This window comes from Modestobacter sp. SYSU DS0290, from assembly GCF_054050955.1.
In genome coordinates this window covers 126,157-146,842 of record NZ_JBJHAI010000002.1, presented here as the reverse complement: position 1 = coordinate 146,842, position 20,686 = coordinate 126,157, and the positions used below count along the sequence as shown (strand labels likewise).

The following is a 20,686-nucleotide window of genomic DNA, read 5'->3' as shown; positions in this document are numbered from 1 at the left end:
AGGCGGCGGACATGACAGTCCCCACCGCGGAGAAGTCCGGCCAGTTCACCCTCGGCGACCGCACGGTGCACCGCATCGGCTACGGCGCCATGCAGCTCTCCGGCCCGCACGTCATGGGCCCGCCGGCCGACCGGGAGGGCGCCGTCGCCGTCCTGCGCCGCGCCGTCGAGCTCGGCGTCGACCACATCGACACCAGTGACTACTACGGCCCGCACGTCACCAACGAGATCATCCGCGAGGCGCTGCACCCCTACCCGGAGCACCTCACCCTCGTGACCAAGGTGGGCGCCCGCCGCACGCCCGACGGCGAGTGGCCCGAGGCGCTGTCCCGCGACGAGCTGCGCCAGGCCGTGCACGACAACCTCGACCACCTCGGCGTCGAGGCGATGGACGTGGTGAACCTGCGGATGCCCGGGTTCGCCGAGCCGGTGCAGCGCTCGCTGGCCGAGCCGATGGAGGCCCTCGCGGAGCTGCAGCAGGAGGGCCTGGTCAAGCACATCGGGGTGAGCAACGTGACCCCGCAGATGTTCGCCGAGGCGCAGGGCATCGCCCCGGTGGTGTGCGTGCAGAACCACTACAACCTGGTGCACCGGGCCGACGACCCGATGATCGACGCGCTGGCCCGCGAGGGCGTCGCCTACGTGCCCTTCTTCCCGCTGGGCGGGTTCAGCCCCATCCAGTCCGCGGCGCTGGAGACGGTGGCGCGTCGGCTGGAGGCCACCCCGATGGAGATCGCGCTGGCCTGGCTGCTGGCCCGATCCCCCAACCTGCTGCTGATCCCCGGCACGAAGTCGGTGGCCCACCTGGAGGAGAACCTGCGGGCGGCGATGCGGGTGCTGGGGCCGGTGGAGCTGCAGGAGCTGGACCGGATCGGCGGCTCGGGCGACCCTGACGTCGACCTCTGACCCCGCCGTCGGCCGACGCCGAGTGAGCAGTTCCGGTCGCCGACACGAGCGGACACGCCGTCCGCGACGACCGGGACCGCTCACTCGACCGGCGGCGCGCGCCGCCCGCGTCGGGGACCGGTCGGCCCGGGTTCAGCGGGCGCGCTGGACCCGGGCCTCGTCGAACACCGGCTCGTCGGCCTCGTACACCCGCCCGTCGGCGCCGAAGACGACGAACCGGTCGAAGGTCCGGGCGAACCAGCGGTCGTGGGTGACCGCCAGCACCGTCCCGTCGAACGCGGCCAGCGCCGCCTCCAGCGACTCGGCGGAGAGCACGTCGAGGTTGTCGGTGGGCTCGTCGAGCAGCAGCAGCGTGGCGCCGGACAGCTCCAGCAGCAGCACCTGGAACCGCGCCTGCTGCCCACCGGACAGCGACCGGAACAGCTGGTCGCCCTGGGCGGCGAGCCCGTACCGGCGCAGCGTGGCCATCGCCCGGCCGCGGTCGACGCCCGGGCGCCCTGGTTCGCCGTGCCAGAGCAGGTCGACGAGGGTGCGGTCGAGCCACTCGGGGTGGGCGTGGGTCTGGGCGAAGAACCCGGGGACGACGCGCGCCCCGAGCCGCCAGCTCCCGGTGTGCGCGACGTCCTGGCCGGCGAGCAGCCGCAGGAAGTGCGACTTCCCCGCCCCGTTGGACCCCAGCACCGCCACCCGGTCGCCGTAGTCGACCTCCAGGTCGAAGGGGCGCATCAGCCCGCTGAGCTCCAGCTGCTCGGCCACCAGCACCCGCACCCCGGTGCGGCCACCCTGCAGGCGCATCGTGACCTGCTGCTCGGACGGCGGCGCCGGCGGGGCACCGGCCGCCTCGAACTTGGCCAGCCGGGTCTGCATCGCGTGGTAGGTCGACGTCATGGCCGGGGAGTTCTTCGCCTGCTGCTGCAGCGTGCGCACCAGCTCGACCAGCCGCTCGTGCTCCTCGTCCCAGCGCTTGCGCAGCTCCGCCATCCGCTCGTGCCGCGCGGTGCGGGCCGCGGGGTAGCCGGCCCAGTCGCCGCCGTGCACCCACGCCGTCCCGCCCTCGACGGTGACCACCCGGTCGGCGACCCGGGAGAGCAGCTCCCGGTCGTGGCTGACGAACAGCACCGTCTTGCGGGTCTCGCGCAGCCGCTCCTCCAGCCAGCGCTTGCCGGGCACGTCCAGGTAGTTGTCCGGTTCGTCGAGCAACAGCACCTGGTCGGGTCCGCGCAGCAGGCACTCCAGCGCCAGCCGCTTCTGCTCCCCGCCGGACAGCGTGGTCAGCTCGCGGTACTTGCACCCCTCGTAGGGGACGCCGAGCGCGGCGACGGTCACGGTGTCCCAGGTGACCTCGACGTCGTAACCGCCGACGTCGCCCCACTGGGCCAGCGCATTCGCGTAGGCCATCTGGGTGGGCTCGTCGTCGCGCTCCATCATCGCCAGCTCGGTGGCCTCCACGGCGTCCCACGCCCGACGGACCGCGGCGGGCGCGAGGTCGACCAGGAACCGCTGCACGGTGGTGTCGTCGCGGACCGAACCGATGAACTGGCGCATCACGCCCAGCCCGCCGACCAGGGCGACCGAGCCGGCCTCCGGGGTCAGGTCCCCGCTGATGATCCGCAGCAGCGTGGTCTTGCCGGCGCCGTTCTCCCCGACCAGCGCGGCACGGGCGCCCTCGCCGACCCGGAAGGAGACGTCGTCGAGCAGTACCCGCCCGTCGGGGAGGGTGTGCCGGATCCCGGTGACGTCCACGTAGCCCACGCCCGCCATCGTGCCGGGCCGGGCAAACCGGTTCCCGGCCGGTTCAGCCCGGAGCGCGCAGCCGCTGGCGGGCCAGCCGCTCGACCAGCTCGGGCAGCGCCCCCGCCGGCGCGCCGCTGAGCTGCGTGCGGGCGTCGCGGACGATCGCGGTCACCGTCGCCGGCGGGCGGCCGGCGAACTCGCGGACGAGCCGGTCGACGGCCTGGCCGACGGCGGGGTCGGTGGGGTCGGGGAGCGGGGAGGGAACGGACACCGGCGGACCTCCGCGGGTGGTCGGTGACGCCGCCGCGAGAGCGGGCGACGCGCGTGCCGGTCCACCGTGCACCCGTCGCCGGCCGACACGCCAGGGCCGGACGTCCCGCACGGCAGGGGGTGGGCAGGGGGGCCGCCGCGGAGGACGATGTCCGGGGTCGTGTTCTCCGTCGGCGGAGGTGGACCGTGCCCTTTCGAGACCGCACCGAGGCCGGGCGGCGGCTGGCCGCCGAGCTGGGCCACCTCGCCGGCGCGGACGTCGTCGTCCTGGGCCTGCCGCGCGGCGGCCTGGTCGTGGGCGCCGAGGTCGCCACCGCGCTGCGGGCCCCGCTGGACGTCGTCGTGGTCCGGCGCATCCCGGTGCCGGGAGCAGCCGAGGTCGCGATGGGCGCGGTCGCGGAGGGCGGCGCGGTGGTCCGCGAGGAACGGGTGACCGAACGGGCCGGGGTGACGGCCGGGGAGTTCCGCGCGGCGCTGGACCGCGAGCAGGCCGAGCTGGCCCGGCGGGTGCAGCGGTTCCGGGGCCTGCGCCCGCGGCTGCCGCTCGCCGGGCGCAGCGCGGTGGTGGTCGACGACGGCATCGCCACCGGCGCGACCGCCCGCGCGGCGTGCGCGGCGGTCCGGGCCTGCGGCGCGACCCGGGTGGTGCTGGCCGTCCCGGTCTGCGCGCCGGGCGCCGCCGCCCGGTTGCGGACGGCGGCCGACGAGCTGGTCAGCGTGGAGACCCCGGACCCGTTCCGCGCGGTGGGTGACGCCTACCAGCGCTTCGATCAGGTCACCGACGACGAGGTGGTCGATCTGCTGCGCCGGGCGGTGGCCGACCGGGTGGGGGCCGCCGTCCGCCCGGGGCGGGGCTCAGCCCAGCAGGAGTGAGAACAGGGTGGCGCCCACCCCGAGCACCAGGGCGACGACCAGCACCGTCGCCACGATCCGCCGTCGCCGGTCCGCCTCGGGGCCGTTGGCCCCACCCATGCCCATCATCCCCGGGACGCTACCGGCGGCGGGCCCGGTGCGGGGCCCGGTCGGGTGGGGGTCAGCCGACGGCGAGCGGGTCCCGGCGGGCCCGCAGGTGCTCCCCCACCGTCACCGGCCGGTGCCGGCTGGGTCCGGCGGCCGGGGTGGGCACGGTCCGCACCTCGGCCAGCGGGTCGGCGGCGGCAGATCGACCAGTGGCACGACCGTCATCGCACGCCCTCCCCGGTTGGGTCGCCGACGACGCCAGGGCCGCGCCGTTGCCTCCGGATGACGTCGGCGTGACAGTGCGCCAGGGTGGACGGGTGCCCGTCGCACCCACGGTCCGCCTGGTGCCCTTCGAGGCGGAGCTGCTGCCCCGCGTGCTGCCGTGGTTCGACCACCCGGAGGTGCAGCGCCGGCTCGGCGGCCGGTCCTGGCCCGCGCGGGAGTTCGCCCTGCGGACCGCGACGCGCGACGAGGAGGTCCGCGGCGCCCGCGTGCTGCGGGCGCACAGCTTCGTGGCCCTGGACGAGGACGGCGCCCCGGTCGCGCAGATCGGCGGCGACGTCTACGACCGCTGGACCATCTGGGACCCGGTCACCGAGCGGATCACCGCCACCCACGACGGCCGGGCCATGGGCGCCGCCTACGTGGTGGCCCCGCAACGGTGGGGCCGGGGCTTCGGTTCGGCGACCCTGCGCGCCCTCCTCGACCGCGACGAGCTCGCCGACGTCGAGCAGTTCGTGCTGGGCATCGAGCCGGACAACGCCGCGAGCCTCGGCGTGGCCGCGGCCGCCGGGTTCCGCCCGCTGACCACCGAGCCGGACGCGGAGGGCATGGTCTACCTGCACCGGCGGCGCTGATCGACCGTCCCGTCGGTGGCAGCTGCCAAGGTGCACGGGTGACCCAGGAGCTCGCACTGCTGCGGCTGGCCGCACAGCGGCTGGTCGGCCCACCCGCGGAGACACCGACGGAGGCCGTCCGCTGGCTGACCTGCGTGCAGGGTCAGGACCTGCCCGGGGCGCTGCTGTCGGTGGCGCTGCGCTCCGCGCCCGGCACCCGGACGGCGGTCACCGCGGCGCTGGACGACGGCCGCGTCGTCCGCTCGTGGCCGATGCGCGGCACGCTGCACCTGACCGCGGCCGAGGACCTGCCCTGGCTGCTCGAGCTGCTCGGCCCGCGAGTGCTCGCCGGTGCGTCCGCCCGCCGGGCGTCGCTGGGCATCACCGACGCCGAGATCGAGCGAGCGCGCGAGGTCGCCGTCGCCGCCCTTGCCGGAGGTGGCCGGTCGTCCCGGGCCGAGCTGCTCGCGGCGATCTCGGCCGGAGGCGTGCCCACGACCGGCCAGCGCGGCTACCACCTGCTCTGGTGGCTGTCCCAGACCGGCACGCTCGTGCTCGGCCCGACCGCCGACGGCGACCAGCAGTTCGTGCTGCTCGACGAGTGGGTGCCCGCGTCGCGGCGACCGGAGCGCGACGAGGCGCTCGGCGAGCTGGCGCTGCGCTTCTTCGCCTCGCACGGCCCGGCGACGGTCAAGGACCTGGTGCGGTGGGCCGGGCTGACGGTCCGCGACGTGAAGGCCGGGCTCGCGCTGGCACGGCCGCACCTGGAGTCCCTGACCGTCGCCGGCGTCGAGCACCTGATGGACCCCGCGACCCCCGACCGGCTCGCGGCGGCCCGGGCCGAGGCCGCTGGGGTGCTGCTGCTGCCCGGCTTCGACGAGCTGGTGCTGGGCTACGCCGACCGCAGCTGCACGGTGCCGGCGGCCGTCGCCGACCGGATCGTGCCGGGCGGCAACGGCATGTTCCGGGCCACCGTCGTGCACGGCGGTCAGGTGGTCGCCGTCTGGCGCACCGGCCGGGCGAAGGCCCGGGCGCTGGAGCTGGAGCCGTTCGGCGAGCTCCCCGCGGACGTCGCAGCCGCCGTCGCCGCGCGGTACGCATCGCTGCCCTGAGGTTCCCCGGTCGTTGTCCGGGGCAAGGACCGGGCCATGGAGTACACGCGTCTGGGCACCACCGGCCTGCAGGTCTCCCGGATCTGCCTGGGGATGATGAGCTTCGGCGACCCCGCCCGCGGCGGGCACCCGTGGAGCCTGCCCGAGGAGCAGAGCCGGGAGCTGATCAAGCAGGCGATCGAGGCCGGCATCACCTTCTTCGACACCGCCAACGTCTACTCGGCCGGCTCCAGCGAGGAGATCACCGGCCGGGCCATCCGCGACTTCGCCGACCGGGACGACGTCGTCCTGGCCACCAAGGTGCACGGCCGGATGCGGCCGGGCCCCAACGGCGCGGGCCTCTCGCGCACGGCGATCCTCCGCGAGCTCGACGCCTCGCTGCGCCGGCTGGGCACCGACCACGTCGACCTGTACCAGATCCACCGCTGGGACCCGGCCACGCCGATCGAGGAGACCCTCGAGGCACTGGACTCCGCGGTCCGCTCCGGCAAGGTGCGCTACCTCGGCGCCTCCAGCATGTGGGCCTGGCAGTTCAGCAAGGCGCTGCACCTGGCCGGCGAGCACGGCTGGCACCGGTTCGTCTCCATGCAGGACCACTACAACCTGCTCAACCGCGAGGAGGAGCGGGAGATGCTGCCGCTGTGCGCCGACGAGGGCATCGGGGTCATCCCGTGGAGCCCGCTGGCCCGCGGCCGGCTCACCCGCGACTGGGACGAGCAGACCACCCGGTCGGAGACCGACGAGTTCGGCAGCAAGCTGTACAACGACACCGACCGGGTGATCGTCGAGCGGGTCGCCGAGGTCGCCGAGGCCCGCGGCGTCCCCCGCGCGCAGGTCGCGCTGGCCTGGGTGCTCAGCAAGCCGGTGGTGACCGCGCCGATCGTCGGGGTCACCAAGGAGCACCACCTCCGCGACGCCGTCGCCGCGGTCGAGCTCCGACTGACCGAGGAGGAGGTCGCCCGGCTGGAGGAGCCCTACACCCCGCACTCGGTGGTCGGCTTCGCCTGAGCCGACGGGGTGGGCCCGGGGGCCGGGCCCACCCCGCTCAGGCCCGCTGCCGGGCGAGCTCGGTGAGGTCGTCGAGCACCAGGCCGGCGCCCAGCGGGCCGATGGCCAGGAACCAGCGGTCGTCGTCGACCGGCACCGCGTCGCCCCGCTGGACCGCGCCGAGCGACTGCCACAGTCCACCGGAGGTGAGCTCGGTCAGCTCCGCCGCCCCGCCCTCGCCGTACGCGGAGCAGAAGAGCAGGTCGCCGTCCGCCTGGCTGATCTCCTCCGGGCCCACCTCCACGAACGTCTCGTCGGTGCGCTGGATCTCCGGGCGGGCGAAGCCGGCGTCGGCCAGCACGGTCCCGATGAACGAGCCCTCGCCGTACAGCCGGGCCGAGCCGGTCCCGACGAACCGCACGATGCTCACCTCGAGCGCCGCCGGGTCGCCGAAGAGCGCGCCCACCTCGGTCGCCCGGTCCCGGTACTCGGCGAGCAGCTCCTCGCCCTCCCCCTGCCGGCCGAGCGCCTCGGCGTAGACGGGGAGGTTCTGCTTCCACGTCTCCCCGACGCCCTCCCCCATCACCGTGGGGGCGATCGCCTGCAGCTGCTCGTACAGCTCGGTGTGCCGCGCGGTGTTGGAGAGGATCAGGTCCGGGTCCAGCGCGGCGATCGCCTCCAGATTCGGCTCGGCGATCGTGCCCACCTCGGCGATCTCGTCGGGGTCGGCGCCGGCCTCGGCCAGGTAGCCGGGCAGCTCGGTGCTCGCGTCGGTGCGGACGGCGCCGACCGGCGTGACACCCAGAGACAGCGCGGTGTCCAGCTCCCCGGTGTCCAGCACCACGACCCGCTCGGGCACGCCGCTGATCTCCGCCTCGCCGAGGGCGTGGCCGACCGTGCGCACCTCCTCCGCCGTGCCGGAGGGGGCGTCCACCGCCCCGCTCCCGGTGTTCCCGCAGCCGCTGACCGCCAACGCGGTCACCAGCCCCACCAGCCCGGCTCCTGCCCGACCCACTCGCCGTCCCGCCATCCACGTCACCTCTCGACACCCGCCACGCGACGCGGCGGAAGGAAGGGCAGCCTAACCAAAGTAGGGCGCCGGGAGATGCGCCCCCGTCCGACGACGGCGCGGACGGCGGGAGACGATGGCGACCGTGTCCGGCTCCTCCTCCCCGATCCGCCGGCTCGCCCCGCACCTGCTCGGCCCGCCGCTGCCGGCGGTCACCTCGCTGTGGGCCACCCACCGGCGCCGGGCACTGTCGGCCGCCTTCTGCGTGACCGCGCCCCTGGTCCTCTTCGTGCTGCTCGACCGGCCGGACCTGGGATCCGCCGCCGCGCTGGGCGGGTTCACCGCCGTCTACGGCCACGCGCTGCCCTACCGGCGGCGGGCAGCGGTGTCCGCGGGGGTCGGCGTCGCGCTCACCGCCACCGTGGGTGCCAGCAGCCTGGCCGGTCCGCGACCGCTGCTGCTCGCGGTCGTGCTGGGCATCCTGGTGGCCGCCGCCACCGCCGCGACCGCGGTCTGGCGGATCGGCCCACCCGGCCCGTTGATGATCGCGCTCGCCGGCGGCAGCGCCAGCACGCTCGGCGACTCACCGACAGCGGTGGCCGAGCACGTCGCCGCGGCCGCCGGGGGCGCCGCGCTGGCGTGGGTCGTCGTGATGCTGCCCTGGCTGTGGGACCCGGCCGGACCCGAGCGCCAGTCGCTGCGCGCTGCCGACACCGCGGTCAGCGCCGTCGAGCGGAACGGTCTGGGGACGACCCGACCGGGCTCGGTGGCCCGCGCGGTGCGGGTCGCCGTCGCCGCGGTGGCCGGCGGCAGCCGGCGGCGTCCGTCGCTGCGCCGGGAGCTGGAACAGGTCGAGGAACGGTTCTTCCGGGTCCTGCCGCCGAGCGTTCCACCGCCGGACGACGGACCTCCGCCGGCCGCCCCGACGACCCCGCCGCCGCGTCGCACCGCGCCGGCCTGGGCCCCCACCGCCGCCCGGATCGGGCTGGGGGCCACCACCGCCGGGGCGATCGCCGCGCTGGCCGGGCTGCCCAGCGCCTACTGGGCGGTGAGCACCGCCGTCGCCGTCCTGCTCGGCACCGACGCCCGGCACACCCGCGCCCGCGCCCTGCACCGGGTGACCGGGACGCTGGCCGGCGTCGGGCTGGCCGCGCTGCTGTTCCAGCTGGAGCTTCCCGTCGCGGCCACCGTGGTCGTGGTGGGGCTGCTCATGCTGGCCGTCGAACTGCTGATCGCCAGCCAGTACGTGCTCTCGGTCGCCTGCATCACGCCGCTGGCCCTGCTGCTGGTGCACCTGGGCAACCCGGGCAGCAGCGGCACCGAGCTCATCACCGTGCGAGTGGCCGAGACGCTGGTCGGGATCACCGTCGCGCTGGCCGCCGGCCTCCTGCTGTTCCCGCACACCGGCAGCCGCCGGCTGCCCGGCGCGGTGACGGCCAGTCAGCAGCGCGCCGTCGCAGCCGCCGGTGCGCCGCCGGGCACCTCCGCGGACCGCGCCCTGCAGGACGCGCTGCTGGCCCAGGAGGAGGTGACCACGGCGGCCCGGGCGGAGCTGTTCGCCGCCCCCGGGGCCGATGCGTGGCGCCGCCGCGCCCGGCAGGTCGGCGACCTGGGCTGGGCGCTGCTCGGCGCGCGGGCCCGCGGCGAGCAGGAGCTGGCCGGGCAGGTCGCCGCGCGCATCCGCGCGGAGCTGGGCGGCGAGACCCCGGAGGGGCGGCCGGCCGGCTGAGTTCAGGCGGGCAGGCCGACCAGCCGGGCGGACAGGTCCCACAGCTCACGCGCCCGGACGTCGTCGGCCGCCGAGGGCAGCGTCCGGGCCGGGGACCGGTCGGCGTGGTGGCCTCCGTCGCGCCAGCCGTCGTCCGCGGTGGCCAGCCAGACCAGGGTGTCCGCGCCCTGGGCGGGGGTGCGGAAGAAGGCCCGCAGCGGGCTGCGGAACACCAGCCCCATCGCCCCCTGCGACTGCTGGGCGAAGGAGGTCGCGACGACGCCGGGCTCGAAGCTGACGGCGCTGACCTCCGGCGCCCACCGACGGGCCAGCTCCCGGGTGAACAGCACGTTGGCCCACTTGGCCCGCGCGTAGACCAGGGAGCCGGCGTAGGGGCGGGGCACCCGGGCCAGACCGGCCAGCCGGCCGCGGCGGACCCCGCCCGCCCAGTGGGCTCCCGAGGAGGTGGTGACCACCCGCGCCCGCCCGGCCCGCAGCGGCTCCTCCAGCAGCCGGGTCAGCAGGTAGGGCGCGAGGTGGTCGACCTGGAAGGTCTGCTCGACGCCGTCTCCGGTCAGCCCCGGCCGGCCGAACGAGGCGCCGGCGTTGCCGGCCAGCACGTCGATCCGCGGCAGGTCGGCGCGCAACCGGGCGGCGAGCTCCCGCACGTCGTCCAGCCGGGCGAAGTCGGCGACCGCCGTCTCCACGCCCAGCTCCGCGCTGATCGCCGCCGTCTTCCCCGGCGACCGGCCGACGGCGACCACCCGCCACCCGGCGAGGTGCAGCCGGCGGGCCGCCGCGGCCCCGATGCCGTCGCTGGCGCCGGTGACGACGGCGACCGGTCGCTGGTCGTCCGGCGGGGCGCTCAGTGCGCCCGCTCGACCACGAAGACCGGGATCTCCCGGTCGGTCCGGGTCTGGTACTCCGCGTAGTCGGGGAAGGCGGCGACCGCCCGCTGCCACCACACCGCCCGCTCCTCGCCGGTCAGCTCGCGGGCGACGCCGTCCCACACCTCGTCGCCGTCCTGGACCGTGACCTGGTCCGGGTGGGCCTTGAGGTTGAAGTACCAGGTGGGGTGCTCCGGCGCGCCGCCCTTGGAGGCGACCATGGCGTACGCGCCGTCGTGCTCGACGCGCATCAGCGGGTTCTTGCGGACCTTGCCGCTCCGGGCGCCGCGGGTGGTGAAGACGACGACCGGCTCCGTGCGGCCGGGGAGGGTGTTGCCCTCCCGCCCGCCGGTGCGCTCGTAGAGCTCCACCTGGTCGCGCACCCACTTCTCCGGACTGGGCTCGTACTCACCTTCCAGCGGCATGCCCCGACCCTAGGGCGGCGGCTCCCCCGGCGCTCGGGCACGAGCGACCGCCTCCGGCCCGGCGAGATCACCGAGGAGGACGTGCAGCGGGCGCCGGACACCGCGGGCCGGATCGGCGACGACTCCGTCCAGACCGAGCTGGGCGGCGGCGCTGGTCCACCACCGGCTCGGAGACCGGCGACCCCGCCCGGTGCGACACGTCCGCCTCGACGACCTCGGCTGAGCCCGACGGGAAGGCGCACCCCGGCCCGGGGGTTGGAGCGGCCATGACGACCATCGGACTCATCGGCGCCGGCAACATCGGCACCGCCCTCGCCCAAGCTGCCCTCGACGCCGGTCACGACGTCGTGCTCAGCAACTCCCGTGGTCCCGAGACGCTCACCGAGCTGGTCTCCGCACTCGAGCAGCGACCGGGTCGGCGGGGCAGCGTGCGCGCCGGCACCGCGGCCGAGGCCGCTGCCGCCGCCGACCTCGCGGTGGTCACCATCCCGCTGAAGAACGTCGACCAGGTCCCCGTCGAACCCCTGGCGGGCAAGGTGGTGGTCGACACGAACAACTACTACCCGCAGCGGGACGGCCGGATCGCCGCGCTGGACGACGAGTCGACGACGACCGCGGAGCTGCTGCAGGCACACCTGCCCACCTCCCGGGTGGTCAAGGCGTTCAACCACATCGGCGCCCGCGAGATCGTCGAGCACGGGCAGCCCGCGGGCACCCCGCACCGGCGGGCGCTGGCCGTCGCCGGCGACGATGCCAGCGCCAAGGAGCAGGTCGTGCGCCTCATCGACGACCTCGGCTTCGACGTCGTCGACCTCGGACCGTTGGCCGAGGGCTGGCGGATCCAGCGCGACACCCCCGGCTACGGGCAGCGCATGGACGCCGAACAGCTGCGCGCCGCCACCGCGGCCGCGAAGCGCTACCGCGACATGTGACCGCCGGCCTGCTCCTCGGCCTCGATCTGCGCGTTCCAGTCGCGCTTCTCGGCCTGCCAGCGGTCCTCCGTGCGACCCACCCGCCAGTAGCCGGAGATCGAGGTGAACTCCGGGTCCAGCCCGCGCTCGGCGCGCAGGTGCCGGCGCAGCTCGCGGACCAGCCCTGCCTCGCCGTGCACGAACACGTGGCCCCGGCCCGCCGGCAGCGGCGCGGCCTTGACCGCGTCGACCAGCGCCTGCCCGGGCTCCGCCGAGCCGCGGTGCACCCACACCAGCTCCACCCCCGCCGGGGTGGGCACGTCGTCCTGCTCCTCCTCGGGTCCGGCGACCTCGAGGAACACCAGCGCCCGGGCGGCGCCGGCCACCCGCGGCAGGGAGGCGGCGATCGCCGGCAGCGCGCTCTCGTCACCCACCAGCAGGTGCCAGTCGGCGTCCGGCCGGGGGGTGTAGGCCCCGCCGGGGCCGAGCAGCTGGACCAGGTCGCCCGGCCGGGCCGACGCCGCCCACGGGCCGGCCAGGCCCTCGTCGCCGTGGTGCACGAAGTCGATGGTGAGCTCGCCGGACGCCGGGTCCCAGGCGCGCACCGTGTACGTGCGGGTGACCGGCCACTGCTCGCGCGGCAGCTCCGCGCGGATCTGCTCGGGGTCGAAGGGCACGGCGTAGGGCGCACCGGCGGGCGGGAACAGCAGCTTCACGTAGTGGTCGCTGAACTCCCCGACGGGGAAGCCGGCCAGCCCGTTGCCGCCGAGCACGACGCGGATCATGTGCGGGGTCAGCCGCGAGGTGCGGACCACCTCCGCGACCCGGGGCACCCGCGGCCGCCGCGGCCGGGGCTCCACCGTCTGCTGTGTCGCTCCGGTCATCCCATCTCCTCCCATCAGGCAAGGGCAGGCTCCCCTTACCGACGGGAGGCTACGCCGGGTCACCGTCCGTCGGACGGCCGGTGACCCGGAATGTCGATCTCACCGGTTTACGCCGTAGACCGGCACGGGTACCCGCCAGTCCAACGGAACGGCGTCCACCGAGACCACGGTGGGCCCACCCGCGCGACACCGACCTGGGCGCCCCCGGGCGCCCCTGCGCCGTTCCGCGACCAGGCACGAGCAGCCCGGCCGACGTCGGCCGGCGGTGGCGCGTGCCCGGTCGCGGACCCGGCCGAACGACCAGCTCCACCCACCACGAGCCCCACGTACGACGAGGAGGAACGATGACGCACTCCATCGACACCCCGACACAGTCGCCTTCGAGCGGGGCGAGCGACCGCACGGGCGAGTCCTCGACCAAGGACGCCGCCAAGGGTGCCGCCCAGGACACCACGAACGCCGCCAAGGGCCAGGCGAAGAACGTCGGCCACACCGCTGCGGAGTCCGGCAGCCAGGTCGCCTCCACCGCGGCCGACCAGGCCAAGCAGGTCACCCACGAGGCCGGCCGCCAGGCGCAGGACCTCGTGGCCCAGGGCCGTCAGCAGCTCACCGAGCAGGCCCGCAACGGGCAGCAGAAGGCCGGTCAGGGCCTCGGCGAGATCGCCACGCAGCTGCGCAACATGGCCCAGGGCAGCGGCGAGGCCCCCACTGGTCCGGCCGCCGACCTGGTCCGCCAGGCCGGGGACAAGGTCGAGCAGCTGGCCAGCTGGGTGCAGGACCGGGAGCCCGGTGAGCTGCTCCAGGAGGTGCGTTCCCTGGCCCGACGCAAGCCGGGCGCCTTCCTGCTCGGTGCGGCCCTCGCCGGCGTGGTCGCCGGGCGGCTGACCACCGGCGCCGTCGCCTCGCACAAGGACGAGAACGGCTCCGGCCAGTCGACCGGCGGGAACCGCCAGTCCGGGACCGGCGGCAACTACGTCGCGAGCCCCCCGGCCACCGGCTACGCGACCACCGAGACCGCCGGGTACGCGACCACCGGCACCACCGGCTCGGTCCCGCCGCCGCCGTACGGCACCCTCCCGCCGGAGGGCACCACCGTCGCCCCCACCGCCGGCGCCGGCTGGGACGACCCGTCCCGCACCCCCGGTGAGGGCCGGCTGTGACCGCCCCCGGCACCCAGGGCTACGGGCAGGCAGGTACCGGCTACGCGACCGGCGGGGCCACCGGCTACACCGCGACCGAGCACACGGACAACACGGCACAGCCGATGACCGACGAGGGTCACCCGGACGTGGAGCACACCTCCGTCGGTTCGCTGATCAGCGAGGTCAGCCGGGACATGTCCACGCTGATGCGCCAGGAGCTCGAGCTGGCCAAGGCGGAGGTCCGGGCCGAGGCCACCAAGGCGACCGAGGTCGTCAAGGGGCAGGCGAACCAGGCCACGGCCGCCGCCAAGGGCGAGGCGACCAAGGCCGCCAAGGGCGCCGGGATGCTCGGTGGCGCCGGCTTCGCGGGCTACATGCTCGCGCTCTTCCTCAGCCTGGCGCTGATGTGGGCGCTGGCCAGTGCCATCCCCACCGGTTGGGCCGCGCTGATCGTCGCGGTCGTGTGGGGCCTGATCGCCGCCGTCCTGGCTGCCATGGGCCGCAAGAAGCTCAAGGAGGTCGACCCGAAGCGGGTCACGCAGCAGATCGACCTCTCGCAGCTCAAGCAGGTGGACCCGAAGCCCGAGCAGACCGTGGACACCCTCAAGCAGGTGCCCGGCGCGCTCAAGCCCCACTGACCTCATCCCCGCTACTCCGACAAGGAGATCTCTCATGACCAGCAGTGACCCGGACGTGATCCGGCGCCAGATCGAGGACACCCGCGCCAACCTCAGCTACGACGTCGACGCGCTGAACGAGAAGGTCAACCCCACGCGGGTGGTCGACCGGCGCGTCGGCCGGGCCAAGAGCGGCATGTCGGGCCTGAAGGACAAGGTCTTCGGCACCGCGCACGACGCCCGTGACCAGGTGAGCAACCGTGCCTCGCACGCCCAGGGCAGCGCCCAGGGTGCCGCGCACAGCGCGGCGGACAACGTGCAGGGCGTCGCACACGACGCCATGGGCGCCGTGCAGCACGCTCCGGAGACGATCCAGCGGCAGGCCCAGGGCAACCCCCTGGCGGCCGGGCTGATCGCCTTCGGTGTCGGCTGGCTCGTCTCCTCCCTCCTGCCGACCAGCGAGAAGGAGAAGCAGCTCGCCGCCCAGGCCGAGTCGGCGCTCAAGGAGCACTCCGAGCCGCTGAAGGAGCAGGCCCGGAACGTCGCCCAGGAGATCGGCGACAACCTGAAGCCGGCCGCTCAGGACGCGATGGAGTCGGTCAAGGCCACCGCCCAGGACGGCGTGCAGACCGTCAAGGACGAGGGCCAGCACGCCGCCCAGAACGTCAAGGACGAGAGCCAGCACGCTGCCCAGAACGTCAAGGGGCAGGCCCAGGAGTCCCGCCAGCGGGTCCAGGAGAAGTCCTCCTCCTGACCGACCGCAACACCCCGTCGGGCCCCGGTGCAACTGCACCGGGGCCCGACGTGCGTCTGCAGGCGGCTCCCCTCAACGGGTGAACCGGCTGCGCCGTGGCTCCAGCGCCGTCCCCCCGTGGTCGATCTCCGACCCGACGGGCCCGGACCGGTTGCGGGCTGGGACGGAGAGGGACCGGGGGGACACGTGGAGGAGCCGGCACGGGTGCTGGTGGCCGACGACGAGGAGGACATCCGGCTCCTGGTCTCCCTCGCGGTGCGCAAGGCCGGCTGCACGCTGCTCACCTCGGTCGCCGACGGCGCACAGGCGCTGGCCGCCACCCGCACCGAGCGACCCGACCTCGTGGTGCTCGACGTGTCGATGCCCGAGCTCACCGGCCTGGAGGTCTGCGCCGAGCTGCGCGCCGACCCGGCGACCGCCGGCACCCGGGTGCTGCTGCTGTCCGCCGGGGCCTCCCCCGACGACGTCGCGCGCGGGCTGGCCGCCGGCGCCGACGCCTACCTGCCCAAGCCGTTCACGGTCGCCGGCCTGGTCGCCGAGGTCCGCCGGCTCTGCTCCCCGGACGGCGCCCCGTGACCGCACTGCTCGAGCCGACCGTGGCCGGCGGGCCGCCGGCGGCCACTCCCCCGGCCGCCCGGGTGGCCCCTGCCGCCCTGGCCGCCACCGCCGTCGCCGCGGTGGCCGTGCTGCTCGCCCGACCGGCGTCCACCGTGCTGCTGGTCGCCGCCGGCCTGGCCGCCGCCCTCGCGATCGCCGAGCTCGCCCGGCGGCTGCACCGGCAGCTCGCCGCCTCCGCGGCGCTGGAGGGCCAGCGGCGGGAACTGGTCACCCTCGGGCAGTCGACGGCCGAGGAGCTCGAGGTCGCCACCCGGATGATGCGGGCGCGCGCGCAGACCATGACCAGCGTCATCGACGCCGTCACCGAGCAGTCGATCATCGGCACCGACCCCGACGGCGTCGTCCGGGTGTGGAACCCGGGAGCCGAGCGGATGCTCGGCCTCCCGCGCGCCGAGGTCGTGCGGCAGCGGAGCATCACCGAGTTCCACGACCCCGAGGAGCTCCTGCCCGGCGCCGGGCACGACACCGACCCGGCCACGCGCTTCGCCGCCCTCGTGCAGGTGGCGCGGGAGCAGGGCAGCGACGTCCGGGACTGGACCTACCTGACCGCCGACGGCCGGCGGCTCACCGTCGCGGTGGCGATCACCCCTCGCACCGACGACGACGGTGAGCAGGCCGGCTGGAACTTCGTCGCCACCGACATGACCGAGGCGCGGGCCACCGAACGGCTCAAGGACCAGTTCGTCAGCCTGATCTCGCACGAGCTGCGCACCCCGCTCAGCTCCATCCTCGGCTACCTCGAACTGGTCCTCGACGACCCCGACCAGCCGCTGACCGACGACCAGCGCCAGTACCTGGGCACCGTCGAGCGCAACGCCCAGCGCCTGCTGCGGCTGGTCGGCGACCTGCTGTTCACCGCCCAGGTGGACGCCGGGAAGTTCACCCTGCAGCCCGAGGACGTCGACCTCGCCGCCGTGGTGCGCGGCGCCGAGGAGACCGCGCGGGTCACCGCGGCCGCACGCGGCATCGCCGTGACGGTGGAGGCGCCCGCCGACGGGCTGGTCGTGCGGGGCGACGCGCTCCGCCTCGGCCAGGCCTGCGACAACCTGGTCTCCAACGCGGTCAAGTTCACGCCGGAGGGCGGCTCGGTCACCCTGCGCCTGCGCCGGGCCTGGCAGGACGACGCCGGCGCGGAGGTCGACCCCGGCAGCGCCGGCGCCCGCGCCGTGGCCCTGCTGTCGGTGCGCGACACCGGCGTCGGCATCCCGGCCGGCGAGCAGGGGCGGCTGTTCACCAGCTTCTTCCGCGCCTCGACCGCACGGCGCAACGCCGTCCCCGGGGTCGGGCTCGGGCTGACCATCACCAAGGCGATCACCACGGCGCACGGCGGCACGCTCGACGTGACCAGCGCCGAGGGCCGCGGGACGACCTTCACCCTCGCGCTGCCGCTCGACCGCTGACGAACCACCCGGCCCCGTCCCGAGGCTCGTCCCGAGCTCGCGAGGGATGAGGAGGACGGGGTCCCTCTTCTTGCGGCTTTCTTGCGGATCGCTCGCGGGAGCCCTGCGGAAGGGCCTCCAGAGTCGTGTCTGTCGCCGGGAACCCCCGCCGACACCGGCACGAGATCAGGGAGACCCGCCATGAGCGCCACCACCACCGCCACCCGCGGCCGCACCGCCCGGAAGATCCTCGGCTCGCTCGGCGTCGTGGGCGCCGCGGCCGCCGTCGCCGGCCTCGGCACCTTCGGCACCTTCACCGACAGCACCACCCCGCTGAACGCCTCGGTCACCACCGGGACGCTCGCCATCGACCTCACCAACGCCGGCACCGCGACGCTGCCGATGAACGCCGCCGGCTTCGTCCCCGGCGACTCGATCAGCCGCGCGGTCGACCTCACCAACACCGGCGACCTGCCCTTCGCGGGTCTGCTGTTGGAGTCCAAGGCGACCGTCAGCAGCATCCTGGACACCGACGGGACCAACGGACTGCAGCTCAGCGTCCGCTCCTGCCCCGTCGCGTGGACCGAGTCGGTCGCCGGCGCCGCGACCTACACCTGCGCCAACCCCACGCAGCTGTGGGTCGGTCGGGCCACGACCGCGGTCCCGATGAACTCGCTGAAGAGCCAGGCCGTCGGCGGCACCGACCACCTCATGGTCACGCTGTCGCTGCCCCAGAGCGCCGACAACGCGTTCCAGGGCAAGACCTCCACCCTGGAACTCACCTTCACCGGCACCCAGGCCACCGGCACCACGCGCTGACCCGGCCGTCCCCCCACCGCTGACCCCTTCCGGAGGAACCGCCATGACCACCGCCCTGCTCGCACCCCCCGCACCCACCGCGGACGCCGACCAGCGTCCGGCGCAGCAGCTGACCCAGGCCACCCGCCCGTCGGGCGCCGGGAAGCGGGCCCTGGCCCGGGCGTCGCGTTGGACGGTGCGGCTGGTGGTCGCACTCGCCGTCCTGCTCTTCGCGGTCCTGGCGATCGGCCCGCACGCCCTCGGCTACCGCACGATGACGATGCTGACCGGGAGCATGTCGCCGGTGATCGACCCGGGTGACGTCACGATCGTCACGCCGCTGCCGGTCGACGAGGTCGAGCCCGGCATGATCATCTCGTACCACATCCCGATCGACGACCACCGTCTGGTCACCCACCGGGTCCTCTCGGTGGAGCACGGCGAGGACGGCTCGGTCACCGTCGAGACCAAGGGCGACAACAACGACGCGGTCGACCCGTGGAAGGCCACGCTGCAGGGCGACACCGCCTGGCAGGTGCGGGCCGTGGTGCCCGAGCTCGGTCATGTGATCGAGGCCCTGCGCACTCCGGTCGTCAGCCAGGCCCTGGTCTACGGCGCCCCGGCGCTGCTGGCCGGCTGGCTGCTGCTGACCATCTGGCGCCCCGCCGAGACCCCGGGCCCCCGCTCCGAGGACGAGGACGAGGAGGCCCGGCAGTGACCCGCCTGCGCCGCGGCCTGGTCCTGCTCGCCCTGGCGGTCGCCACGACCGTGGGCCTCACCGTCACCCCCGCCCAGGCCGCCTTCTCCGCCCAGACCAGCACCACGGCCAGCGTCGGCACGATCACCGTCGCGGGGCCGGCCCAGGTCTCGACCGACGGGACCGGGTGTCCCTACTCCCTGGCCTACCAGAACGGCTCCTGGCGGTTGATCCGGACGCTGCGCGTGCAGGTCTCCTGGCCGAAGAGCACCACGACCCGTGGGGTCGACGGCTACATCGTGACCGCGCACCTGCGGGACGGGTCGTCCTACCCGGTCGCGACGGTCGGCCCGGGCACCACGTCCCTGTCGGACACCTACGACCTGTCCTACGCCGACCAGGGCATCCGGGTCAGCATCACCACGCACACGACCTACGGCTGGACCGGCCAGTCCCCGTTGTCGAAGGAGATCTCGTGCTGACCGCCCTGGTGATCGACCCCTCCGCCGCCGGTCGCCGGCAGGTCACCGGCCTGCTCGAGCTGGCCGGCTGGCAGGTCCACGAGGCGGGGGACGCCGAGGACGCCCGCTGGCTCGCCGGCACCGTCGCCCCCGACCTGGTGGTCACCGCAGCACGGGTGCCCGGCGCCGAGCACGGACCGGCCCTGCTCACCGAGCTCCGCGCCGCCGGCAGCACCGCCCGGTTCCTGGTCGTCGCCGAGCAGCCCACCGTGCAGGTGCGCGCCGCCGCCGTCGCGGCCGGAGCCCTGGCCTGCCTGACCGCCCCGATCGACGCCCGCCCGCTGCTGGACCTCGTCCGCCGCCGCACCGCCCCTGCCGGCAGCGCGCCGGTCGCCCGGGAGATGGTCGACGTCGAGGACCTGCACGACGCCGACCTGGACGCCGAGCTCACCGAGCGGCTGCAGCTGATGTACGACGATGCACTGGCCGGCCGGCTCTCCGCGATCAGCACCGGGATCCGCGTGGGCGACCACTCCGCGGTCGCCGATGCCGCGCACACCCTGGCCGGCACGTCCGGTCAGCTGGGCCACCCGGAGGTCGCCGACGTCTGCCGGGCCATCGCCGCGGACGCCCGCCGCGGGATCATGGCGCACGGGCTGCTGACGCAGCTGGCCGACCTGGCCCGCAGCACCCGGCCGGCCGCCGAGACGGCACGACGCAGCCACCTGGCCCGGGTCGCCGACGCGGCCAGCTGGCAGGGCTCGGACCTGGTGCACGCCGCCGACGCCGCTGCGGGCCGGCTGGCCGCCCGCCGCGCCGGCCTGGCCGCCTGACCGCACGGGTCGGGCGGCGGGCCTCAGGCGACGAGGCGGTAGCCGACCCCACGGACGGTCTTGATCTCCGGCGAGCTCAGGCCCGCCGCGGTGAGCTTGCGGCGCAGGTTGGACATGTGCGCCTCGACCAGCCGGAGGTTGCCCTCCCAGTCGGTCTGCCACACCTCCCGCAGCAACGTCTCGCGCTGCAGCACCCGGCCGGGCCGGGAGACCAGCGCGGCGAGCAGGTCGAACTCGGTACGGGTCAGGTCGACCGGGGCGCCGTCCACCCGCACCTCGCGGCTGTCCGGGTCCACCTCCAGCTCGGCCAGCCGCTGCACGGAGTCCTCGAGGGCCGGCCGCGGCTCGGGCACCGCCGGGGTGCGCGGGCGGCGCAGCATCGTCTGCACCCGGGCGACCAGCTCGCGCGGGGAGAACGGCTTGGCCATGTAACCGTCCGCGCCGACGGCCAGCCCGATGAGCAGGTCGACCTCCTCGGCGCGGGCGGTCAGCATCAGCACGTAGCAGTCGGTCTCGGCGCGCAGCTGCCGGCAGACCTCGGTGCCGTCGGCGTCGGGCAGCCCGAGGTCGAGCACCACGACGTCGGGGACCTCGCGGCGCACCTCGGCCAGGCACTCGGCACCCGTGGTCGCCTCGCGGACGTCCATGCCCGCCCGGCGCAGGACGGTCACGACGAGCTCGCGGATCTCCTGGGTGTCCTCGACGACGAGGACCGACTGACCCGACACGACCTCTCCTCCACAGACGACGACTGCCCCG

Annotated in this window: 24 protein-coding genes; 16 read left to right on the top strand and 8 right to left on the bottom strand. The window is 75.3% G+C overall.

Annotation, left to right across the window (positions count from 1 at the left end; translation table 11 throughout):
- Positions 1-11 precede the first annotated feature (11 nt).
- Positions 12-905 carry an oxidoreductase gene (locus tag ACI795_RS03975; RefSeq protein ID WP_457073919.1) on the top strand — a complete coding sequence of 298 codons (894 nt, stop codon included), beginning with the start codon at positions 12-14 and terminating at the stop codon, positions 903-905.
- Between the two features lie 132 nt (positions 906-1,037).
- On the opposite strand, the gene ACI795_RS03970 is transcribed toward ACI795_RS03975, so the two are convergent.
- Both ACI795_RS03970 and ACI795_RS03965 read right to left on the bottom strand, forming a co-directional pair.
- Positions 1,038-2,666 carry an ABC-F family ATP-binding cassette domain-containing protein gene (locus ACI795_RS03970; RefSeq protein WP_457073918.1) on the bottom strand — a complete coding sequence of 543 codons (1,629 nt, stop codon included), beginning with the start codon at positions 2,664-2,666 and terminating at the stop codon, positions 1,038-1,040.
- Between the two features lie 34 nt (positions 2,667-2,700).
- Positions 2,701-2,910 (bottom strand): three-helix bundle dimerization domain-containing protein, encoded by a 210-nt coding sequence (locus ACI795_RS03965; RefSeq protein WP_457073917.1) that lies wholly within the window; start codon positions 2,908-2,910, stop codon positions 2,701-2,703.
- 185 nt (positions 2,911-3,095) lie between these two features.
- Here ACI795_RS03965 and ACI795_RS03960 point away from each other — a divergent pair, with 185 nt between their 5' ends.
- Positions 3,096-3,782, top strand: coding sequence for a phosphoribosyltransferase (locus tag ACI795_RS03960; protein WP_457073916.1), 687 nt, complete (start codon positions 3,096-3,098; stop codon positions 3,780-3,782).
- Here ACI795_RS03960 and ACI795_RS03955 read toward each other — a convergent pair.
- Positions 3,765-3,890 (bottom strand): hypothetical protein, encoded by a 126-nt coding sequence (locus ACI795_RS03955; RefSeq protein ID WP_457073915.1) that lies wholly within the window; start codon positions 3,888-3,890, stop codon positions 3,765-3,767. The two genes, ACI795_RS03960 and ACI795_RS03955, sit on opposite strands and share 18 nt — an antisense overlap.
- A 296-nt stretch (positions 3,891-4,186) precedes the next feature.
- On the opposite strand from ACI795_RS03955, the gene ACI795_RS03950 reads away from it, so the two are divergent.
- Genes ACI795_RS03950 through ACI795_RS03940 form a run of 3 tightly spaced genes read left to right on the top strand, consistent with a single transcriptional unit; the run spans position 4,187 to position 6,825 of the window.
- On the top strand, positions 4,187-4,726 hold the full coding sequence (locus ACI795_RS03950; RefSeq protein ID WP_457073914.1) for a GNAT family N-acetyltransferase: 540 nt from the start codon (positions 4,187-4,189) through the stop codon (positions 4,724-4,726).
- A 38-nt stretch (positions 4,727-4,764) separates the two neighbouring features.
- Entirely contained in the window at positions 4,765-5,817 is a 1,053-nt protein-coding gene (locus ACI795_RS03945; RefSeq protein ID WP_457073913.1) for a winged helix DNA-binding domain-containing protein, read from the top strand.
- A gap of 36 nt (positions 5,818-5,853) precedes the next feature.
- Positions 5,854-6,825, top strand: coding sequence for an aldo/keto reductase (locus ACI795_RS03940; protein WP_457073912.1), 972 nt, complete (start codon positions 5,854-5,856; stop codon positions 6,823-6,825).
- 37 nt (positions 6,826-6,862) lie between these two features.
- Here ACI795_RS03940 and ACI795_RS03935 read toward each other — a convergent pair whose 3' ends face one another.
- Positions 6,863-7,834, bottom strand: a complete 972-nt coding sequence (locus ACI795_RS03935; RefSeq protein ID WP_457073911.1) for an ABC transporter substrate-binding protein — start codon at positions 7,832-7,834, stop codon at positions 6,863-6,865.
- A gap of 124 nt (positions 7,835-7,958) precedes the next feature.
- Here ACI795_RS03935 and ACI795_RS03930 point away from each other — a divergent pair, with 124 nt between their 5' ends.
- Entirely contained in the window at positions 7,959-9,542 is a 1,584-nt protein-coding gene (locus tag ACI795_RS03930) for an FUSC family protein (protein ID WP_457073910.1), read from the top strand.
- Between the two features lie 2 nt (positions 9,543-9,544).
- On the opposite strand, the gene ACI795_RS03925 is transcribed toward ACI795_RS03930, so the two are convergent.
- Together ACI795_RS03925 and ACI795_RS03920 are read right to left on the bottom strand one after the other, a co-directional pair.
- The gene (locus ACI795_RS03925) at positions 9,545-10,483 is read right to left on the bottom strand and encodes an SDR family NAD(P)-dependent oxidoreductase (RefSeq protein WP_457073909.1); all 939 of its coding nucleotides are present in this window, start codon (positions 10,481-10,483) and stop codon (positions 9,545-9,547) included.
- Positions 10,387-10,833 carry a nitroreductase family deazaflavin-dependent oxidoreductase gene (locus ACI795_RS03920; protein ID WP_457073908.1) on the bottom strand — a complete coding sequence of 149 codons (447 nt, stop codon included), beginning with the start codon at positions 10,831-10,833 and terminating at the stop codon, positions 10,387-10,389. Before ACI795_RS03920 ends, ACI795_RS03925 begins: the two co-directional genes overlap by 97 nt.
- A gap of 266 nt (positions 10,834-11,099) precedes the next feature.
- On the opposite strand from ACI795_RS03920, the gene ACI795_RS03915 reads away from it, so the two are divergent.
- The gene (locus ACI795_RS03915) at positions 11,100-11,765 is read left to right on the top strand and encodes an NADPH-dependent F420 reductase (RefSeq protein ID WP_457073907.1); all 666 of its coding nucleotides are present in this window, start codon (positions 11,100-11,102) and stop codon (positions 11,763-11,765) included.
- Here the strand turns inward: ACI795_RS03915 and ACI795_RS03910 are convergent.
- Complete coding sequence (locus tag ACI795_RS03910) at positions 11,750-12,628, bottom strand: siderophore-interacting protein (RefSeq protein WP_457073906.1); 879 nt, start codon at positions 12,626-12,628, stop codon at positions 11,750-11,752. The two genes, ACI795_RS03915 and ACI795_RS03910, sit on opposite strands and share 16 nt — an antisense overlap.
- A 344-nt stretch (positions 12,629-12,972) precedes the next feature.
- On the opposite strand from ACI795_RS03910, the gene ACI795_RS03905 reads away from it, so the two are divergent.
- The 9 genes from ACI795_RS03905 to ACI795_RS03865 all read left to right on the top strand — a co-directional run bounded on the left by ACI795_RS03905 (position 12,973) and on the right by ACI795_RS03865 (position 19,927).
- A complete protein-coding gene (locus ACI795_RS03905; RefSeq protein WP_457073905.1) occupies positions 12,973-13,788 on the top strand; it encodes a hypothetical protein in 816 nt (271 codons plus the stop codon).
- Positions 13,785-14,408: a phage holin family protein gene (locus ACI795_RS03900; RefSeq protein WP_457073904.1), complete on the top strand. Its 624-nt coding sequence runs from the start codon at positions 13,785-13,787 to the stop codon at positions 14,406-14,408. Before ACI795_RS03905 ends, ACI795_RS03900 begins: the two co-directional genes overlap by 4 nt.
- Before the next feature lie 34 nt (positions 14,409-14,442).
- Entirely contained in the window at positions 14,443-15,141 is a 699-nt protein-coding gene (locus ACI795_RS03895; RefSeq protein ID WP_457073903.1) for a DUF3618 domain-containing protein, read from the top strand.
- Positions 15,142-15,327: 186 nt separating this feature from the next.
- Positions 15,328-15,717 carry a response regulator gene (locus ACI795_RS03890; RefSeq protein WP_457073902.1) on the top strand — a complete coding sequence of 130 codons (390 nt, stop codon included), beginning with the start codon at positions 15,328-15,330 and terminating at the stop codon, positions 15,715-15,717.
- Positions 15,714-17,159, top strand: a complete 1,446-nt coding sequence (locus ACI795_RS03885; RefSeq protein WP_457073901.1) for a sensor histidine kinase — start codon at positions 15,714-15,716, stop codon at positions 17,157-17,159. Before ACI795_RS03890 ends, ACI795_RS03885 begins: the two co-directional genes overlap by 4 nt.
- 180 nt (positions 17,160-17,339) lie before the next feature.
- Positions 17,340-17,957 (top strand): TasA family protein, encoded by a 618-nt coding sequence (locus ACI795_RS03880; protein WP_457073900.1) that lies wholly within the window; start codon positions 17,340-17,342, stop codon positions 17,955-17,957.
- Between the two features lie 43 nt (positions 17,958-18,000).
- On the top strand, positions 18,001-18,654 hold the full coding sequence (locus ACI795_RS03875; protein WP_457073899.1) for a signal peptidase I: 654 nt from the start codon (positions 18,001-18,003) through the stop codon (positions 18,652-18,654).
- On the top strand, positions 18,651-19,115 hold the full coding sequence (locus ACI795_RS03870) for a hypothetical protein (protein ID WP_457073898.1): 465 nt from the start codon (positions 18,651-18,653) through the stop codon (positions 19,113-19,115). Before ACI795_RS03875 ends, ACI795_RS03870 begins: the two co-directional genes overlap by 4 nt.
- Positions 19,109-19,927: a response regulator gene (locus ACI795_RS03865; protein ID WP_457073897.1), complete on the top strand. Its 819-nt coding sequence runs from the start codon at positions 19,109-19,111 to the stop codon at positions 19,925-19,927. The genes ACI795_RS03870 and ACI795_RS03865 overlap by 7 nt, the downstream gene beginning before the upstream one ends.
- A 23-nt stretch (positions 19,928-19,950) precedes the next feature.
- On the opposite strand, the gene ACI795_RS03860 is transcribed toward ACI795_RS03865, so the two are convergent.
- Positions 19,951-20,655 carry a response regulator gene (locus tag ACI795_RS03860; protein WP_457073896.1) on the bottom strand — a complete coding sequence of 235 codons (705 nt, stop codon included), beginning with the start codon at positions 20,653-20,655 and terminating at the stop codon, positions 19,951-19,953.
- Between the last annotated feature and the right edge of the window lie 31 nt (positions 20,656-20,686).

Bases quoted from the DNA above. Each gene is read 5' to 3' on its own strand.
- ACI795_RS03975 (WP_457073919.1), top strand. From the start codon at position 12: ATGACAGTCCCCACCGCGGAGAAGTCCGGCCAGTTCACCCTCGGCGAC.
- ACI795_RS03940 (WP_457073912.1), top strand. From the start codon at position 5,854: ATGGAGTACACGCGTCTGGGCACCACCGGCCTGCAGGTCTCCCGGATC.
- ACI795_RS03875 (WP_457073899.1), top strand. From the start codon at position 18,001: ATGACCACCGCCCTGCTCGCACCCCCCGCACCCACCGCGGACGCCGAC.
- ACI795_RS03955 (WP_457073915.1), bottom strand. From the start codon at position 3,890: ATGATGGGCATGGGTGGGGCCAACGGCCCCGAGGCGGACCGGCGACGG.
- ACI795_RS03920 (WP_457073908.1), bottom strand. From the start codon at position 10,833: ATGCCGCTGGAAGGTGAGTACGAGCCCAGTCCGGAGAAGTGGGTGCGC.
- ACI795_RS03910 (WP_457073906.1), bottom strand. From the start codon at position 12,628: ATGACCGGAGCGACACAGCAGACGGTGGAGCCCCGGCCGCGGCGGCCG.
- ACI795_RS03935 (WP_457073911.1), bottom strand. From the start codon at position 7,834: ATGGCGGGACGGCGAGTGGGTCGGGCAGGAGCCGGGCTGGTGGGGCTG.
- ACI795_RS03895 (WP_457073903.1), top strand. From the start codon at position 14,443: ATGACCAGCAGTGACCCGGACGTGATCCGGCGCCAGATCGAGGACACC.
- ACI795_RS03970 (WP_457073918.1), bottom strand. From the start codon at position 2,666: ATGGCGGGCGTGGGCTACGTGGACGTCACCGGGATCCGGCACACCCTC.
- ACI795_RS03880 (WP_457073900.1), top strand. From the start codon at position 17,340: ATGAGCGCCACCACCACCGCCACCCGCGGCCGCACCGCCCGGAAGATC.
- ACI795_RS03905 (WP_457073905.1), top strand. From the start codon at position 12,973: ATGACGCACTCCATCGACACCCCGACACAGTCGCCTTCGAGCGGGGCG.
- ACI795_RS03915 (WP_457073907.1), top strand. From the start codon at position 11,100: ATGACGACCATCGGACTCATCGGCGCCGGCAACATCGGCACCGCCCTC.